Raw genomic sequence first — 17,158 nt, 5'->3', positions numbered from 1 at the left:
TGACACGCGTTCATGGTTCGGAGCGGGCTCTCCGTGGAGAGACCGTCCGTAGGGGTTCAACGGTACCTGCTTCCGCGGCCATACGGTACGCCGCCCGCATGACGCGCCCCGGTGCAGAACCAGCGGGACACCCCGTACTCGCTGGTCAGCTGCGATTTTAGCCCTTTCCTGACGAGCGACCCGCCGAAGCACAGTGAGTTCCGTCTCGCTGCGCCCCGGCGGGTCCCGGAACGGCTAGGCCGTACGGGCGGCGGCGCGGGCGGCGAGCGCGTCGGCCATCCGCTGCTCGGCGATCCGGTCGGCCGCCGCGGCCGGCGGGATACCGTCCGCCTTCGCACGTGCGAATATGGCGAGGGTGGTGTCGAAGATCTTCGACGCCTTGGCCTTGCACCGGTCGAAGTCGAAGCCGTGGAGCTCGTCGGCGACCTGGATGACCCCGCCCGCGTTGACCACGTAGTCGGGGGCGTAGAGGATCCCGCGGTCCGCGAGGTCCTTCTCCACACCCGGGTGCGCGAGCTGGTTGTTCGCCGCGCCGCACACGACCTTGGCGGTCAGCACCGGGACGGAGCTGTCGCTCAGCGCGCCACCGAGCGCGCACGGGGCGTAGATGTCCAGGCCCGGCGTGCGGATCAGCGCCTCGGTGTCGGCGACCGCGCTGACGCGGCCGCCCGGGTGCCGGTCGAGGACGGCCCGCACGGATTCCGCGCGGACGTCCGTGATCACGACCTCGGCGCCGTCATCCAGCAGGTGCTCCACCAGGTGGTGGCCGACCTTGCCGACACCGGCGACGGCGACCTTGCGGCCGCGCAGGGTCGGGTCGCCCCACAGGTGCTGGGCGCTCGCGCGCATGCCCTGGAAGACGCCGTACGCGGTGAGCACCGAGGAGTCGCCGGCGCCGCCGTTCTCGGGCGAGCGGCCGGTGGCCCAGCGGGTCTCGCGGGCGACGACGTCCATGTCCGCCACGTAGGTGCCGACGTCGCACGCGGTCACGTAGCGGCCGCCGAGGGATTCCACGAACCGGCCGTAGGCCAGCAGCAGTTCCTCGCTCTTCAAGACGTCCGGGTCGCCGATGATCACGGCCTTGCCGCCGCCGAGGTCGAGACCGGCGAGGGCGTTCTTGTACGACATGCCGCGCGAGAGGTTCAGCGCGTCGAGGACGGCTTCCTCGTCCGAGGCGTACGCGTGGAAGCGCGTACCGCCGAGGGCGGGGCCCAGGGCGGTGGAGTGGATGGCGATGACGGCCTTCAGGCCTGACGCTCGGTCCTGGCACAGCACGACTTGCTCGTGGCCGCCCTGTTCCGTGCGGAACAGGGTGTGCAGGACGCCGTCGGTCATTTCGGTCACGGTGGTGACTCCCATGGAAGAGATGCGGCGGGAAGACGCCCGCCCTGCGGGTGGGGGAGGGCGCCCTGGGAGCAGGGTAAGACCTCCGGGGCGCGCGGGGACCGCCTGTCCGGGGATCGGAACACTCCCGTGTTCCGGGCGCCCAAAACGGGGAGTACGAGAGCGTGAGCGAATCCCCCGACCTCCGGCCGCCTGCCGCGCGCCCCGTCCCGGTCGTCCCGTACGCCTCCTATCTGCGGATCTACGAGCCACTGGCCGCCTTCCCGGAGCCGGAACGCACGCACTGGGCCGAGTACGCCCGGCGCGGGGTGATCCCGACCGCGCAGGACGAACTGCGCCGGTCCCTCTCCGACTTGGTACGGGTCCCGGTGGTCGGGATCCCGGCGCAGGAGAGCGCGGACGCCTTCACCGCCGAGGTCGACGGGGTGCTGCTGCTCTGCCCGTGGCGGACCAGGCTGCGCGGCTGGCTGGCGCTCCAGGAGCTGGTGGAGTCCTTCCCGTTGCCCGTGCTGGACGCGGCGCTGTCGGCGGTGGCCCGCCGCCGGGCGGCCGAGGAGTACGACGCCTGGCGCGAGCGGAACCCGGACGCGCGCCCGTGGATCCGTACCGGGGTGTGGCAGGTGCCGCTGCGCTGGTTCGTGCTGGTGGCCGACGAGGAGCGGGAGTACCTGCCGGGCGAACGGCTGCGCTACCGGACGCCGATGGTGCAGGCCCGGCGGCGGCTCGCGCGGGGGCTGCGGACCTTGCGCGGGGCGGAGGGCTATGAGCTGCTGGCTGAGGGGCTGATGGAGGTCGGCGGCTGGCTGGAGGAGTTCCACCCCCGGTCCATGGTCGAACTGGACTACGGCGGGCTGCTGCACGCGCTGCCCGCCGACGCCCTCGCGCGCGACCACTCGGCCCGGGACCTGGCGGCGGGGATCGCGGCGCTGCGGGCCGGGGACCACGAGGGCGCCTCCGAGGCGCACGGGGAGCTGGCGCAGCGCTGGCGGGCGGTCCGGGAGAGACTGTTCGCGAATTAGGTACGGTCGGGCTCCGGGCGGCTCGCGGGAGACCGCCCGTATCGGTTGTATCGTCCCATCGGTCACAAGACGCAGATCAGGGGCTTGATCACCACATTAGGGTCTTACTTCCAGGACCTACGTCCCGATACGGGCCATTGACCCAAGCGTGACGGACCGCACTAACCACACCCTTGCGCCCTTCCCCTACCCTCGTGCCAAAATAGGACAAGGAGTCCGGGGAGTGTTCCTTCCGCCCAACTAAGTGCGGAATGCTCGGTATTGCACGCTATGGGGGGTCTGACGGCTCCTGATCGCTCTGTGACTGGTTGTCACAGTGGGGTGACTGTCCGTTATGGGACGGTCCATCGGCTTCCGCCGCTGATGAACACCTCGGAGGGCAATTCCATCGGTTTGGCCGTCGAGGCTGGACGGATGGTGTAGTTGTAGTGCCGAGGACAAGCCGTTCGTCCTATAACCGACTCGGCCTGCGTGTGTCCATTTCGGGCAACGTGGGCCAAGGTGCAGAATTTAGAGGAAAGAACCGAGATGGTTCGGTTCTCCCGAGGAGGCCGCTCATGACCGCTCGCACCCCTGATGCCGAGCCGCTGCTGACCCCGGCTGAGGTTGCCACGATGTTCCGCGTGGACCCGAAGACGGTCACCCGCTGGGCCAAGGCTGGCAAGCTCACGTCCATCCGCACCCTGGGTGGACACCGCCGTTATCGCGAGGCCGAGGTTCGCGCACTGCTCGCGGGAATTCCGCAGCAGCGCAGCGAGGCCTGAGGTCCCGCAGCACTACCGCTTTAACGGGTCTTTCTCGGGTCCCCCAATCCGCTGAAACCCACAGGCTTCAAACGGCTGAACCTGCCCCAACAGGTTCACGCCGTTCGATCGCGCTGGACTCCGCCGGGTCCAGCGCGATCTTTTTTTATGCCCGTACCGCGTCACCGAGTGACGGCCGGCGTGGTGGGTGCAATTGCACATATTAAATCGAGCAGGCGTAGGCGTGCGATAAACGAACGAGTCTCAAAAACTCGTGCGGTGACTCCCGTCACAGCTGATCACTCTTGTACATCGGGCAATGCACCCGTAAGGGGATGTCCGTCGCAGAGCGCCTCATGCGGATGGGGGATATTTGCCGCGCGAGCGCCGTGTGCGGCCCGGGGCTCCCGACCGCCGCTGGAGGGACCGGGGGGACGCGCGGGGACTCTGGGGCCCGAGGGGTCCGCCGAGGCCGCCTGGAGGGCCTTCAGGGGCGCTGTGCGGCCTGACGATGATCGCGGGGGGTATCCGCCGCATTCGGGGCCGCCGCCCGAGCCCGCGTCCGTACCCGGAAACGCGTCAGGGCCCGTATCCCTTGCGGAATACGGGCCCTGACGTTTCTGCGAACCTGACGGGACTTGAACCCGCGACCTCCACCTTGACAGGGTGGCGAGCTAACCAACTGCTCCACAGGTCCTCGAATCGCGGCCGATCACCTGGCTGCGAATCAGACTGTACAGCAGCTCAGGGGGTGCGGTCGAACCCGATCACGGGGCGAGGGCGTCCACCGCTTTCACGATCCGCTTGTCGGAGATCGGATACGCCGTCCCGAGCGCGTGGGCGAAGTAGCTGACCCGCAGCTCCTCGATCATCCAGCGGATCTCCGTCACCGCCTCCGGCACCGGCCGGCCCTTCGGCAGCTGCTCCAGCAGCCACAGGTACTCGTCCCGCATCTCGTGGACCTTCTCCATGCGCGTGGTGTCGCGCTGGACGCCCGTCGGCATCTGCTGGAGGCGGCGGTCGATCGCCACGAGGTAGCGCATCAGGTCCGGCAGCCGGCGCAGGCCGGTGAGCGTCACGAAGCCGGCCGGCATGAGGGCCGCCAACTGCGTCTTGACGTCCTGGACGTTGGCCATGAGCGCGAGGCTGCTGGTCGTCTTCAGCCGCCGCTCGCACGCCTGCCAGGCGGCCAGCACCTGCTGCACCTGGGCGACGGTCCGTACGGTCGCGTCCACCAGGTCGGCCCGTACGGCGTCGTAGAGCTTGCGGAAGCCCGCCTCGTCCCAGGCCGGGCCGCCGTGGTCGGCGATCAGCTTGTCCGCCGCCGCCGTCGCGCAGTCTTCGAACAGCGCCTGGATGGAGCCGTGCGGATTGCGCGAGAGGGCCAGCTTCTGCTGGTTGGTGAGCTTGTCCGAGGCGAACTTCGCCGGGTTCACCGGGATGTTCAGCAGGATCAGCCGCCGGGTGCCGAGCCACATCGCCCGCTGCTGCTCGGCCTCGGTGTCGAAGAGCCGTACGGAGACGCTCGTCCCCGCGTCCACCAGCGCCGGGTAGGCCTTCACCGGCTGGCCCGCGCGCCGGGTCTCGAAGACCTTGGTCAGCGTGCCGATCGTCCAGTCGGTCAGCCCCGTCCGCTCCAGGGACTCCCCGCCCGCGCGCTCGGCGGTGGCGGCCGCGGCCTGTGAGAGGGCCTGGCGGGCCTTGGGCTTGAGCGCGAGCCGCAGAGCCTCCAGGTCCTTGTCCTCGCCGAGGTTCTTGCGGCGCTCGTCGACGATCCGGAAGGTGATCTTCAGGTGGTCCGGGATCCGGGACAGGTCGAAGTCGTCCGCGGAGACCGGCACCCCGACCATCCGGTGCAGCTCACGGGCGAGCGCCACAGGCAGCGGTTCCCGCAGAGGCACGACCGTGTCCAGGAAGCGGCCCGCGAAGTTCGGCGCGGGCACGTAGTGCCGGCGGATCGGCTTCGGCAGCGAGCGGATCAGCTCGGTGACGACCTCCTCCCGCAGGCCCGGGATCTGCCAGTCGAAGCCCTCGTCGGTGACCTGGTTCAGCACCTGGAGCGGGATGTGCACGGTCACGCCGTCCGCATCCGCGCCCGGCTCGAACTGGTAGGTCACCCGGAACTTCAGCTGCCCCTGCCGCCAGGTGTCCGGGTAGTCGGCCTTGGTGACCCCGGCCGCCTTCTCGGTGAGCAGCATCTCCCGTTCGAAGTCGAGGAGTTCGGGCTCCTCGCGCTTCTTGTGCTTCCACCAGGAGTCGAAGTGCGCCCCGGAGACCACGTGCTCGGGGATCCGCTGGTCGTAGAAGTCGAAGAGCGTCTCGTCGTCCACGACGATGTCCCGGCGCCGGGCCCGGTTCTCCAGCTCCTCGACCTCGGTCAGGAGCTTGCGGTTGTCGGCGTAGAACTTGTGGTGGGTCCGCCAGTCGCCCTCGACCAGCGCGTTGCGGATGAACAGCTCGCGCGAGACCTCGGCGTCGATCCGCCCGTAGTTGATCTTCCGCTGGGCGACGATCGGTACGCCGTACAGCGTGACCTTCTCGTACGCCATCACCGCGGCCTGGTCCTTCTCCCAGTGCGGCTCGCTGTAGGTGCGCTTGATCAGGTGCTGGGCCAGCGGCTCCACCCACTCGGGCTCCACCTTGGCGTTGACCCGGGCCCACAGCCGCGAGGTCTCCACCAGCTCCGCCGACATCAGGAACTTCGGCTGCTTCTTGAACAGCGCCGAACCGGGGAAGATCGCGAACTTGGCGCCGCGGGCGCCCAGGTACTCGTTCTTGTCGGTGTCCTTCAGGCCGATGTGCGAGAGCAGACCGGCCAGCAGCGAGACGTGGATCACCTGCTCGGGAGCATCGGCCTCGTTGACGTGGATACCCATGGTCTTGGCGACCGTACGCAGCTGCGAGTAGATGTCCTGCCACTCGCGGATCCGCAGGAAGTTCAGGTACTCCTGCTTGCACATCCGGCGGAAGGAGGACGAGCCGCGCTCCTTCTGCTGCTCGCGGACGTAGCGCCACAGGTTCAGGTACGCCAGGAAGTCGCTGGTCTCGTCCTTGAAGCGGGCGTGGTTCTGGTCGGCCTGGGTCTGCTTGTCCGACGGGCGCTCGCGCGGGTCCTGGATGGACAGGGCCGACGCGATGACCATGACCTCGCGCACGCAGTTGTTCTTGTCGGCCTCGATGACCATGCGGGCGAGGCGCGGGTCGACGGGGAGCTGGGAGAGCTGCCGGCCCATCGGCGTGAGCCGCTTCTTCGGATCCTTCTCGGACGGGTCGAGCGCGCCGAGCTCCTGGAGCAGCTGGACGCCGTCGCGGATGTTGCGGTGGTCCGGCGGGTCGATGAAGGGGAACTTCTCGATCTCACCGAGGCCGGCCGCGGTCATCTGGAGGATGACGGAGGCCAGGTTCGTGCGCAGGATCTCGGCGTCCGTGAACTCCGGGCGGGAGAGGAAGTCGTCCTCGGAGTACAGCCGGATGCAGATGCCGTCGCTGGTACGGCCGCAGCGGCCCTTGCGCTGGTTGGCGCTGGCCTGCGAGACCCGCTCGATCGGCAGGCGCTGGACCTTCGTGCGGTGGCTGTAGCGGGAGATCCGGGCGGTGCCCGGGTCGATCACGTACTTGATGCCGGGGACGGTGAGGGAGGTCTCGGCGACGTTCGTCGCGAGGACGATCCTCCTCCCCGTGTGTTGCTGGAAGACCCGGTGCTGCTCGGCGTGCGAGAGGCGCGCGTAGAGGGGCAGGACCTCGGTGTGGCGCAGGTTCCTCTTGTTCAGCGCGTCCGCCGTGTCGCGGATCTCGCGCTCGCCGGAGAGGAAGACCAGCACGTCGCCCGGAGCCTCGCCCTGGAGCTCGTCCACGGCCTCGCAGATCGCGGTGATCTGGTCGCGGTCGCTGTCGTCCCCCTCTTCTTCGAGGAGCGGCCGGTAGCGGACCTCGACCGGGTACGTACGACCGCTGACCTCGACGACCGGCGCGTCCCCGAAGTGCCGGGAGAACCGCTGCGGATCGATCGTCGCCGAGGTGATGACGACCTTGAGGTCCGGCCGCTTGGGCAGCAGCGTGGCGAGATAGCCCAGCAGGAAGTCGATGTTCAGGGACCGCTCGTGGGCCTCGTCGATGATGATCGTGTCGTAGGCGAGCAGCTCGCGGTCCGTCTGGATCTCGGCGAGCAGGATGCCGTCCGTCATCAGCTTCACGAAGGTCGCGTCCTGGTTCACCTGGTCGGTGAAGCGGACCTTCCAGCCGACTGTCTGGCCGATCTCGGACTTCAGCTCCTCGGCGATCCGCTCCGCGACGGTGCGGGCAGCGATCCGGCGGGGCTGGGTGTGTCCGATCATGCCCCGGACGCCACGGCCCAGCTCCATGCAGATCTTGGGGATCTGCGTGGTCTTGCCGGAGCCGGTCTCGCCCGCGACGATCACGACCTGGTGGTCGCGTATCGCCTCGGCGATCTCGTCCTTCTTCTGGCTGACGGGCAGGTTCTCGGGATAGGTGACCTCCGGCATGCGCGAGGCGCGGCCGGCCAGTCGCGTGGCGGCCTTCTCGGCCTCCGCGGCGATCTCGTCGAGCACGGCCTGCTGGGCCTCGGGCTTGCGGATGCGGCGGGCGCCTTCGAGGCGGCGGCCGAGGCGGTGCGCGTCGCGGAGGGAGATCTCACCGAGAAGCGTCTGCAGGGCGGCGAAGGAAGTAGACATACCTGGTCGAGGATCTCACCTGCGCCCCGCGAGTGGCGAACGCATTTGTGCCCCTCCCCGTACCATTTCGGGACGAGTCCCCCGTACGCCGTGTGAGAGGCCCCACGTATGCCCAGCAGCTCGCGCCACGGTGTGCGGTGTCTGCTGGCCGGCGCCGCCGTACTGGTGGTGTCCTGCCTGGTCGTGCTCTGTGCCGGCGGGTGGGCCGGACCGGGGTCCGGCGGGCACCCCGTCCGCGACGCGTCCGCGGTGGCTTCGGCCGTCCATGCCGTCCATGCCGTCCATGCCGTCCACGCCGACGGCCCGGGTCGCCCGGGTCCCTCCTGCGCCCCTGGCACACCCCGTCACGGGCAGCCGCCCGCTGTCCCCCCGCGCGCCGGGACGGACCACGCTCAGGTCCCGGTGGCACGGCCGGTGCCCGAGGGGGCGCCGCCGCACGGCCCGGCCCGCGTACGGATCCTCGTACGCGGGCCGGACCAGCCGGCGCCCGGACCGGTGGAGCTGTCCGTGATGCGGGTCTAGACGGACCGGTCGATTCCGCCGGTCCCGTCTCACCACCCGCACCTCTGGAGCACCCGTATGCCCTCCCCCGCTTCTTCCCGCAAGCCCCTGCTGATCTCCGTCGGGGTCGCGGCAGCCGCGCTCACCCTCGCCGTCGTCTCCTGGCAGGCCACCGCCCTCGTGGACGAGCCCCGCCGGGCCACCTCGACGTCGTCCGCCGCGCCCGGCGCCGAGCAGGGCACCGACCCCCTGGCGGCGCTCAAGGCGCTCGCCCGCCGCGTGCCCGGCGACAAGCTCGCCGTGGGCCGCGCCGACGCGCCCGTCGTACTGATCGAGTACTCCGACTTCAAGTGCGGCTACTGCGGCAAGTTCGCCCGCGACACTGAGCCCGCACTGGTCGAGAAGTACGTCGAGGACGGCACCCTGCGCATCGAGTGGCGCAACTTCCCGATCTTCGGCGCCGACTCCGAGGCCGCCGCCAAGGCCGCCTGGGCCGCCGGGCAACAGGACCGCTTCCCTTCCTTCCACGCGGCCGCGTACGCCGAGGGCGCCAAGGAGCAGGGCTTCGGCGCAGCACGCCTCCTGGAGCTGGCCCGCCAGGCCGGGGTCCCCGACCTGGAGCGCTTCCAGCGGGACATGGCCGGCGAGCGGGCCGCCGCCGCGGTGCGCGCCGACCAGGAGGAGGGCTACCGCATCGGCGTCACCTCCACCCCGTCGTTCCTGGTCAACGGCAGGCCGATCGCCGGAGCCCAGCCGATCGGCGCCTTCACGACGGCCGTCGCCCAGGCCAAGGCGGCGGCGGCGAAGTGACGGACATCGGATACCTGGCCGCCCTGCTCGGCGGCCTCCTCGCCCTGCTAAGCCCGTGCAGCGCACTGCTGCTGCCCGCCTTCTTCGCCTATTCGATCGACTCCACCTCGCGGCTCCTCGCACGCACCGGCATCTTCTACGCGGGCCTCGCGAGCACCCTCGTACCGTTGGGCGCGGCGGGCTCGTACGCGGGCCGCTTCTTCCACGGCAACCGCGACGCGCTGGTGCTGGCCGGCGGCTGGCTGATCATCGCGCTCGGACTGGCCCAGATCCTCGGCCTCGGCTTCGCCCCGAAGCGGATCTCCGAGCTGTCGGGAAAGATCCGCCCGACCACCGCCCTGTCGGTGTACGCGCTCGGCGCGGTCTACGGGCTGGCCGGATTCTGCGCCGGCCCGATCCTGGGCAGCGTCCTGACCGTGGCGGCCGTCAGCGGCAGCCCGCTCTACGGCGGCCTGCTGCTGGCGGTGTACGCGCTCGGCATGGCCGTACCGCTGTTCGTGCTGGCCCTGCTCTGGGAGCGCTTCGACCTGGGCCGGCGGCGCTGGCTGCGCGGCCGGGCCCTGCGAACGGGCCGCTTCGAGCTGCACACCACCTCGCTGCTGTCCGGGCTCTTCTTCATCACCCTGGGCGCGCTGTTCCTGGCGTACGACGGGGCGAGCGCCCTCCCCGGGCTGCTGGACGTGGACGACTCGTTCGCGGTGGAGGAGCGGGTGCGGACGTTCGCGGACGCGGTGCCGGACTGGGCGCTGCTGGGGCTGGTCGCCGTGGGCGCGTCGGCCGTGGGCCTGGTCCAGTGGCGCCGCCGGGTCCGGGCGGCGGAGGCGGCGGAGTAACGCAGAAGGCCCCGTCCGATGGACGGGGCCTTCTTGACTGTGGCTGGGGCCGGGGTCGAACCGGCGACCTATCGCTTTTCAGGCGATCGCTCGTACCAACTGAGCTACCCAGCCACGAAGCCGTTTCCGACTTCAGCGATCCTGACGGGACTCGAACCCGCGACCTCCACCTTGACAGGGTGGCGAGCTAACCAACTGCTCCACAGGACCATGCAGCGTGCGAGAACAAGTCTCGCACACGTTGATGCGTACCCCCAACGGGATTCGAACCCGTGCTACCGCCTTGAAAGGGCGGCGTCCTGGGCCACTAGACGATGAGGGCTAAAGGCCCGCCGGGGCGCTTTGCAGCGCGTCGGGGACGTGAGAAGCATATGGGATCCGGGGAGCTATCGCCAAAACGGTTTCCCCCGGAGCGACAATGGCCCGGTGCTGGAGATGACGCGCGAGGAGTTCGAAGAGCTCGTCGCAGAGGCCCTGGACCGGATCCCGCCGGAGCTGACGCGGCTGATGGACAACGTGGCGGTGTTCGTCGAGGACGAGCCGCCGACCGACGACCCCGAGCTGCTCGGCCTGTACGAGGGCACCCCGCTCACGGAGCGCGGCGAGTGGTACGCCGGGGTGCTGCCGGACCGCATCACGATCTACCGGAACCCCACATTGCGGATGTGCGACGACCGGGAGAGCGTGATCGTCGAGACGGAGGTGACGGTGGTGCACGAGATCGCCCATCACTTCGGGATCGACGACGAGCGGCTGCACGCGCTGGGCTACGGGTGACCCGGCCGGTCCCGGGGGCCGAGGCGATCGACCCCGACGTCGATCTCCACGTCCCCGCCCAGCGGACCGAGCCGCAGGGCCGGGTGCTCGCCGCGGTGGCCGCGGGCGGGGCGGTGGGGGCCTCGGCGCGGTACGGGGTGGCGCTGCTGTGGCCCGCCGGGCCCGGGGCCTTTCCCTGGGCGACCTTGTGGATCAATGCCGCGGGCTGCGCGCTGATCGGCGTACTGATGGTGCTGATCAGCGAGGGCGGGCGGACGGCGCCGCATCCGCTGGTGCGGCCCTTCATCGGGGCCGGGGTACTCGGCGGCTTCACCACCTTCTCCACGTACGCGGTCGACTTCTCGCGGCTCCTGGACGAGGGGGAGGCGGGGACCGCGCTGGCGTACGCCGGGCTCACGGTGGTGGCGGCGGTGGGCGCGGTGTGGGCGGCGGCCTCGGTGACCCGGCGGGTGGTCGGCCGGTGAACTGGCTGCTCGTGGTGGTCGGCGCGGCCGTCGGGGCGCCGCTGCGGTACCTGACCGACCGCGCGGTCCAGGCCCGGCACGACTCCGTCTTCCCGTGGGGGACGTTCGTGGTGAACGCCGCCGCGTGTCTGCTGCTGGGGGCGGTCACCGGCGTGATGCTGGCCGGGGCGGGCTCCTCGCGGCTGGGCGCGCTGCTCGGGACGGGCCTGTGCGGGGCGCTGAGCACGTACTCGACCTTCTCGTACGAGACGCTGCGGCTGGCCGAACGCGGCTGGAAATTCCTCGCGGTGGCGAACGTCCTGGCGTCCGTGCTGGTCGGGCTGGGTGCCGTGCACCTGGGGTCGCAGGTGACCCGGCAGCTGTTCGGCTGAGGGCGTGTCTCTTACGGGGTAAAGGGAGTTGGGCACATTGACCCGCTCATCGCGGACCCCGCCGCCGTGTTCCGGAGGTGCCCCGTGCGCCAGTTGTCCGCTTCCCTGAGAGTCGCCGTGTCCGCGCTGGCGGTCGCTGCGACGGCGGGCTGCATGAGTGTCGGCGACGACGCCGCGAAGCCCGGACCCGCCGCTTCGGTGGGCGGCAAGGACACCGCCGGGGCGGGTGGGGGATCCGTTTCCGGGAAGGGCTCCGGGGTCCACGGCAACGGGCACGGCGTGAAGAACGGTACGGGGAACCAGGGCGACGGCAAGGCCGCGGAGCCCGGCAAGGCCTCCGGCGCGACCGGGGCCTCGCCCAGCCCGGGTGCGCCCGCCGGCCGGCCGGGGGTTCCCACGCCCTCGGCGGCCGGCCCGGGTGGCGGCGCGGGCGGACAGGGGCCGCAGGAGCCGTCCGGGGGCGGTACGGGGGCCGGGGGGTCGGGCGCCGGCGGTTCGGGGGCCGGGGGGTCGGGAGCGGGTGGCTCGGGGTCCGGCTCGGGGTCGGGATCGGGATCCGGCTCCGGTTCGGGTTCCGGCGGCGGCTCGGGCACGGGTGGATCCGGGGGTTCGAGCACCCCGCCCGTCGTGGAGCCGTCGGAGCCTCCTGTGACAGACCCCACAACGCCCCCGCCGACGCCGGAGCCGTCCGGGGCGGGCTCCGGTCAGGACGGCTCCTCGTAGATCTGCGGGGGGTGACGTCACCCCCACGCCGGCCAGCCCCGAGGAATCGTCGCAGGTCACAGGCTTTTATGCCGACCGACTTGCCAGACCCCGGGGAGGGTGCGTATGGTTATAGATCGTTTGATCCCATTGCCCGGCGCCGACTCCGAAGAGCGCCGTGTGGCGCGTACTCTCCCTAGCCGTGGCTGACCGCATTGAGGCGGTCGATTTGCGATTCACGGAGTTTGGGCGCGTGCCGAGACTCCGGAAGGTTTCGCATTTCGCATGTCCATTTCCAGTTCTGACCGCACCGTCATGCCCGAGAACGACTCGAACGACGAGATCGTCGACGCTCAGACCCTCGCGGTCACCGAGGCCATGGAGGCCATCGAGGCGGAGGAGATCATCGAGGCCCTTGAGGCCGAGGTGACCACCGACGACTCCACGGACTCCGACGCCGCTGACGCCGACGCTGACGCCGAGCCCACGATGACCTTCAGCGACCTCGGTCTGCCGGACGGCATCGTGCGCAAGCTCGCGCAGAACGGTGTCACCTCCCCCTTCCCGATCCAGGCCGCGACCATCCCGGACGCCCTGGCCGGCAAGGACATCCTCGGCCGTGGCCGTACCGGCTCCGGCAAGACGCTCTCCTTCGGTCTGCCGACCCTGGCCTCGCTGGCCGGCGGTCACACCGAGAAGAAGAAGCCCCGCGCGATCATCCTGACGCCGACGCGTGAGCTCGCGATGCAGGTCGCGGACGCTCTCCAGCCCTACGGCGACGTGCTCGGCCTGAAGATGAAGGTCGTCTGCGGCGGTACGTCCATGAGCAACCAGATCTTCGCTCTGGAGCGCGGTGTCGACGTCCTCGTCGCCACCCCGGGCCGTCTGCGCGACATCATCAACCGCGGTGCCTGCTCCCTGGCGAACGTCCAGGTCGCGGTCCTCGACGAGGCCGACCAGATGGCCGACCTGGGCTTCCTGCCCGAGGTCACCGAGCTGCTCGACCAGATCCCCGGCGGCGGCCAGCGCATGCTCTTCTCCGCCACCATGGAGAACGAGATCGGCACCCTGGTCAAGCGCTACCTGACCAACCCCGTCACGCACGAGGTCGACAGCGCGCAGGGCAACGTCACGACCATGACGCACCACGTGCTCGTCGTGAAGCCGAAGGACAAGGCGCCGGTCACGGCCGCCATCGCCGCCCGCAAGGGCCGCACGATCATCTTCGTCCGCACCCAGCTGGGCGCCGACCGCATCGCCGAGCAGCTCATCGAGTCCGGCGTGAAGGCCGACGCGCTGCACGGCGGCATGACGCAGGGCGCCCGTACCCGCGTCCTCGCCGACTTCAAGGACGGTTACGTCAACGCGCTCGTCGCCACCGACGTCGCCGCCCGCGGCATCCACGTCGACGGCATCGACCTGGTCCTGAACGTGGACCCGGCCGGCGACCACAAGGACTACCTGCACCGCTCGGGCCGTACCGCCCGCGCCGGCAAGTCCGGTGTCGTCGTCTCGCTGGCGCTCCCGCACCAGCGCCGCCAGATCTTCCGCCTGATGGAGGACGCGGGCGTCGACGCCACGCGCCACATCGTCCAGGGCGTCGGCGCCTTCGACCCGGAGGTCGCCGAGATCACCGGTGCGCGTTCGCTGACCGAGGTCCAGGCCGACTCCGCGAACAACGCCGCCAAGCAGGCCGAGCGTGAGGTCGCCGACCTCACCAAGCAGCTGGAGCGCCTGACCCGCCGCGCCGCGGAGCTGCGCGAGGAGGCCGACCGCCTCGTCGCCCGTTCCGCCCGTGAGCGGGGCGAGGACCCGCAGGCCGCGGTCGCCGAGGTCGTCGAGGCCGCCGAGGCCGAGGTCGCGGCTGCTGTCGCGGCCGTGGTCGAGCCGGTCGTCCAGGAGCGCACGTTCGAGCGCCGCGACGACCGCGGCAATTTCGAGCGTCGCGACAACCGCCGTGACGACCGTGGTGGCGACCGCGGTGACCGCGGTGGCGATCGTGGTGGCGACCGTGGTGGCTTCCGCCGCGACGACCGTCCGTCCGGTGGCTTCCGTTCGGGTGGCGACCGTCCGACCGGTGGTGGCTTCCGTCGTGACGACCGTCCGACCGGTGGCTTCAACCGTGACGACCGTGGTGGCGACCGTGGTGGCTTCCGCCGCGACGACCGTCCGTCGGGTGGGTTCCGTTCCGGTGGTGACCGTCCGACCGGTGGTGGGTTCCGCTCCGGTGGCGACCGTCCGACCGGTGGTGGCTTCCGCTCCGGTGGCGACCGTCCGACCGGTGGTGGCTTCCGTCGTGACGACCGTCCGACCGGTGGCTTCAACCGTGACGACCGTGGTGGCGACCGTGGTGGCTTCCGCCGCGACGACCGTCCGACCGGTGGTGGGTTCCGCTCCGGTGGTGACCGTCCGACCGGTGGTGGGTTCCGCTCCGGTGGCGACCGTCCGACCGGTGGTGGCTTCCGTCGTGACGACCGTCCGACCGGTGGCTTCAACCGTGACGACCGCGGTGGCGACCGTGGCGGCTTCCGCCGCGACGACCGTCCGTCCAGCAGCTTCCGCCCCAGCGGCGCCGGCGACCGCCCCTACGGCCGTCGCGACGACAACCGTCCGTCCGGCTCCACCGGCTCGACCGGCTCGACCGGTTCCTTCGGCGGCCGTCGTGACGACAAGCCCCGCTGGAAGCGCAACGGCTGACGCCTGAGCCTCATCTGACGCGGACTCGGCCCCCACAGCACTCCGGTGCGGTGGGGGCCGAGCCCATTTCCGGCCCGTCTCGCCCTCGTACGGCGGATGGCGGGAAACCGCCGGGGCCACACCCGGCGATACCCGATCGGCCAGACGCCCCTCTCCGGCTATGCTCTGGGGTGAGCGCATCGAGGGCCATTAGCTCAATTGGCAGAGCAGCGGACTTTTAATCCGTTGGTTGTCGGTTCGAGTCCGACATGGCCTACGGCTCGCGGGCGGGGGCTAGCCCCTCTGACCTGGCGCTGAGCGCCCCATCCGGTTTCGGCCAGATGGGGCGCTCAGTCGTTTCGGGCCCGTGCGTGGGCGATGCGTGAGCGGGGACGCTCCGGGATGGAGCCACGGTGCCCGCGGGAGGCGGTACACCTGTGCGGAGCGACCCGGGCATTGCTCAGCGTGTTCCACTGGTTCCGGCTGTCTGAACGTTCCAGGACCTGAACACCGCCCCCCTGAGCGCATCGTGACCCGATGGCTCAGGCCCGATGCACCGGAGAGCCCCCGTGAAGATCCACCTTTCCAGCGTATTCGTCGATGACCAGGACAAGGCCCTGCGCTTCTACACCGACGTACTGGGCTTCGTGAAGAAGCACGACGTCCCGCTGGGCGAGGACCGGTGGCTGACCGTCGTCTCGCCGGAGGACCCCGACGGGACCGAACTGCTGCTCGAGCCCTCCGGCCATCCCGCGGTGCGGCCGTACAAGACGGCGCTGGTCCAGGACGGCATCCCGGCCACCTCCTTCGCCGTGGACGACGTGCGGGCGGAGTTCGACCGGCTGCGCGAGCTCGGGGTGCACTTCACCCAGGAGCCGCTGGAGATGGGCCCGGTCACCACTGCGGTGTTGGACGACACCTGCGGCAACCTGATCCAGATCGTGCACAGCGAATAAGGTCCCGGTCGGCAGGCAGGCGTGATCATGCCGCCAAGTCGGCCGAGGTGGCACGATCCGCGGCGGTCAGCTTGCACCGGCCGTCCTCGCAGGTGCGCTGCAGGCGGCCCCGCGAGATGGTCTGTATCAGGCCGACGGTCCAGCACATCGGGCAGCCGCGCAGTGCCAGTAGGCCGACCGGCAGGAGCAGCAGGCTGACCGGGCCGGCCATCGGGATGAACGCGACCGAGCCGATCAGACCGCCGAAGCCGATCACGCCCCGGACCAGGTGGCGGGGCAGGGACGAACTCGCGAAGTCAGGGCCGTCGCCTTTGGTTGTCGTCATGGGCATCTCCAGACGCCGGTTCGGGTGTGGCACGGAGGGACTGCTGAACCGCGGTGCGGGCCCGGTGCAGACGTGATTTCATCGCGGCCGTACTGAGGCCGAGCGCCTCGGCGACCATTCGTCCGCTGTAGCCCTGGATGTCCCGCATGATCAGCACGCGGCGCTGCTCGGCCGGCAGAGCGGCGATGGTGGCCGCGACCCTGCCCGCCTCCAGGCGCTGCAGAACCACTTCCTCGGCCGAGCGCACGGCGGTATCCGGCAGGGGGGCGTGGACCCGCATCGTCCGCGCCCGCCGCAGGCACTCGTTGCGGACGATGCGGAACATCCACGACGCCAGCGCGCCGGACGCCCGTAGCATCCCGATCTTGCGATAGAGGATGATCAGGGCTTCCTGTGCCGCGTCCTCGGCATCCTCGGGAGTGGCGCAGAGCGAGCGGGCGAACCGCCGCACGTTCGGGTGCGAACCCGACACCAACGCGGTGATCGAATCGACGTCGCCGCGCTGGGCGGCGACGATCAGCTGTTCACCGGGCCAGGACGAGTCAGCCACGGGCTTGCTTTCGCTTGCGCATGGCGAAGTAGCCGCACGTGCAGAGCAGCACTGCTCCGGCGGCGATGGCGATACCTGTGATCACGAAGACCTCCTGATCCACGTCCGACGTTTGTCGGCACATGTACAGGAGGCGCGGACCCGCCGAAAGGATTCGGCGGGCGCACGGAAAAGTTGATCGCGCCGTGCGACATCCGCTGCGGGACAGGGGCAGGGCTCCGCCGTTGCCTCGATGCCGTGCTTCGCCTCGTACGGGTCGTGCCCGACGTCGTAGCCCCCGCCGCGCCAGGGGGCCCGGCCCAAGGGCTGTCCCGTAATCCCCGGCGGGCGCACGACGACAGCTACGGCGCCTCGCCGCGTTGTCGGAGCGCCCGAATACGCCCAGTATGAGGACGC

Annotated in this window: 15 protein-coding genes and 5 tRNA genes; 11 read left to right on the top strand and 9 right to left on the bottom strand. The window is 70.5% G+C overall.

Translation table 11 applies throughout. The annotated features are described in order from the left end of the window. Window positions 1-234: 234 nt before the first annotated feature. The gene (locus tag ACWDYJ_RS29090) at window positions 235-1,359 is read right to left on the bottom strand and encodes a Leu/Phe/Val dehydrogenase (protein ID WP_451568561.1); all 1,125 of its coding nucleotides are present in this window, start codon (window positions 1,357-1,359) and stop codon (window positions 235-237) included. Window positions 1,360-1,508: 149 nt separating this feature from the next. On the opposite strand from ACWDYJ_RS29090, the gene ACWDYJ_RS29085 reads away from it, so the two are divergent. After that, window positions 1,509-2,363 carry a hypothetical protein gene (locus ACWDYJ_RS29085; RefSeq protein WP_451568560.1) on the top strand — a complete coding sequence of 285 codons (855 nt, stop codon included), beginning with the start codon at window positions 1,509-1,511 and terminating at the stop codon, window positions 2,361-2,363. A 557-nt stretch (window positions 2,364-2,920) separates the two neighbouring features. Then, a complete protein-coding gene (bldC, locus tag ACWDYJ_RS29080; RefSeq protein WP_003949541.1) occupies window positions 2,921-3,127 on the top strand; it encodes a developmental transcriptional regulator BldC in 207 nt (68 codons plus the stop codon). 602 nt (window positions 3,128-3,729) lie between these two features. Here bldC and ACWDYJ_RS29075 read toward each other — a convergent pair. Continuing rightward, window positions 3,730-3,803 (bottom strand) — tRNA-Asp (locus ACWDYJ_RS29075). A 70-nt stretch (window positions 3,804-3,873) separates the two neighbouring features. After that, entirely contained in the window at window positions 3,874-7,797 is a 3,924-nt protein-coding gene (gene hrpA / locus ACWDYJ_RS29070; protein WP_451568559.1) for an ATP-dependent RNA helicase HrpA, read from the bottom strand. 108 nt (window positions 7,798-7,905) lie between these two features. On the opposite strand from hrpA, the gene ACWDYJ_RS29065 reads away from it, so the two are divergent. The 3 genes from ACWDYJ_RS29065 to ACWDYJ_RS29055 are packed head-to-tail and all read left to right on the top strand — an operon-like array spanning window position 7,906 to window position 9,941. Further along, window positions 7,906-8,319 carry a hypothetical protein gene (locus tag ACWDYJ_RS29065; protein WP_451568558.1) on the top strand — a complete coding sequence of 138 codons (414 nt, stop codon included), beginning with the start codon at window positions 7,906-7,908 and terminating at the stop codon, window positions 8,317-8,319. A 57-nt stretch (window positions 8,320-8,376) separates the two neighbouring features. Then, the gene (locus ACWDYJ_RS29060; protein WP_451568557.1) at window positions 8,377-9,108 is read left to right on the top strand and encodes a DsbA family protein; all 732 of its coding nucleotides are present in this window, start codon (window positions 8,377-8,379) and stop codon (window positions 9,106-9,108) included. Next, window positions 9,105-9,941: a cytochrome c biogenesis CcdA family protein gene (locus tag ACWDYJ_RS29055; protein WP_451568556.1), complete on the top strand. Its 837-nt coding sequence runs from the start codon at window positions 9,105-9,107 to the stop codon at window positions 9,939-9,941. Before ACWDYJ_RS29060 ends, ACWDYJ_RS29055 begins: the two co-directional genes overlap by 4 nt. Before the next feature lie 40 nt (window positions 9,942-9,981). Here ACWDYJ_RS29055 and ACWDYJ_RS29050 read toward each other — a convergent pair. The 3 genes from ACWDYJ_RS29050 to ACWDYJ_RS29040 all read right to left on the bottom strand — a co-directional run bounded on the left by ACWDYJ_RS29050 (window position 9,982) and on the right by ACWDYJ_RS29040 (window position 10,263). Beyond that, window positions 9,982-10,055 (bottom strand) — tRNA-Phe (locus ACWDYJ_RS29050). Between the two features lie 22 nt (window positions 10,056-10,077). Beyond that, window positions 10,078-10,151: transfer RNA gene (locus ACWDYJ_RS29045), tRNA-Asp, on the bottom strand. A 39-nt stretch (window positions 10,152-10,190) separates the two neighbouring features. Next, window positions 10,191-10,263 (bottom strand) — tRNA-Glu (locus tag ACWDYJ_RS29040). Window positions 10,264-10,367: 104 nt separating this feature from the next. Between ACWDYJ_RS29040 and ACWDYJ_RS29035 the strand changes: the two genes are divergently transcribed. From ACWDYJ_RS29035 to ACWDYJ_RS29010, 6 genes are all read left to right on the top strand, one after another. Further along, complete coding sequence (locus ACWDYJ_RS29035) at window positions 10,368-10,718, top strand: metallopeptidase family protein (RefSeq protein WP_451568555.1); 351 nt, start codon at window positions 10,368-10,370, stop codon at window positions 10,716-10,718. Further along, the gene (locus ACWDYJ_RS29030) at window positions 10,715-11,182 is read left to right on the top strand and encodes a FluC/FEX family fluoride channel (RefSeq protein ID WP_451568554.1); all 468 of its coding nucleotides are present in this window, start codon (window positions 10,715-10,717) and stop codon (window positions 11,180-11,182) included. Before ACWDYJ_RS29035 ends, ACWDYJ_RS29030 begins: the two co-directional genes overlap by 4 nt. Continuing rightward, window positions 11,179-11,553, top strand: a complete 375-nt coding sequence (locus ACWDYJ_RS29025; RefSeq protein WP_451568553.1) for a fluoride efflux transporter FluC — start codon at window positions 11,179-11,181, stop codon at window positions 11,551-11,553. Before ACWDYJ_RS29030 ends, ACWDYJ_RS29025 begins: the two co-directional genes overlap by 4 nt. 987 nt (window positions 11,554-12,540) lie before the next feature. Next, the gene (locus ACWDYJ_RS29020) at window positions 12,541-14,952 is read left to right on the top strand and encodes a DEAD/DEAH box helicase (RefSeq protein WP_451568552.1); all 2,412 of its coding nucleotides are present in this window, start codon (window positions 12,541-12,543) and stop codon (window positions 14,950-14,952) included. Between the two features lie 183 nt (window positions 14,953-15,135). Next, a tRNA-Lys gene (locus ACWDYJ_RS29015) sits at window positions 15,136-15,208 on the top strand. Between the two features lie 292 nt (window positions 15,209-15,500). After that, the gene (locus tag ACWDYJ_RS29010) at window positions 15,501-15,887 is read left to right on the top strand and encodes a VOC family protein (protein WP_451568551.1); all 387 of its coding nucleotides are present in this window, start codon (window positions 15,501-15,503) and stop codon (window positions 15,885-15,887) included. A gap of 25 nt (window positions 15,888-15,912) precedes the next feature. Here the strand turns inward: ACWDYJ_RS29010 and ACWDYJ_RS29005 are convergent, their stop codons facing one another. Genes ACWDYJ_RS29005 through ACWDYJ_RS28995 form a run of 3 tightly spaced genes read right to left on the bottom strand, consistent with a single transcriptional unit; the run spans window position 15,913 to window position 16,847 of the window. Next, window positions 15,913-16,212, bottom strand: coding sequence for a hypothetical protein (locus ACWDYJ_RS29005; protein WP_451568550.1), 300 nt, complete (start codon window positions 16,210-16,212; stop codon window positions 15,913-15,915). Then, window positions 16,184-16,762, bottom strand: a complete 579-nt coding sequence (locus ACWDYJ_RS29000; protein WP_451568549.1) for an RNA polymerase sigma factor — start codon at window positions 16,760-16,762, stop codon at window positions 16,184-16,186. Before ACWDYJ_RS29000 ends, ACWDYJ_RS29005 begins: the two co-directional genes overlap by 29 nt. Next, window positions 16,755-16,847, bottom strand: coding sequence for an LPXTG cell wall anchor domain-containing protein (locus ACWDYJ_RS28995; protein WP_451568548.1), 93 nt, complete (start codon window positions 16,845-16,847; stop codon window positions 16,755-16,757). Before ACWDYJ_RS28995 ends, ACWDYJ_RS29000 begins: the two co-directional genes overlap by 8 nt. Window positions 16,848-17,158 lie beyond the last annotated feature (311 nt).

The organism is Streptomyces sp. NPDC003042 (genome assembly GCF_053591315.1).
The sequence above is the reverse complement of the archived record's forward strand: the minus strand, read 5'-3'. Positions and strand labels throughout refer to the sequence as shown.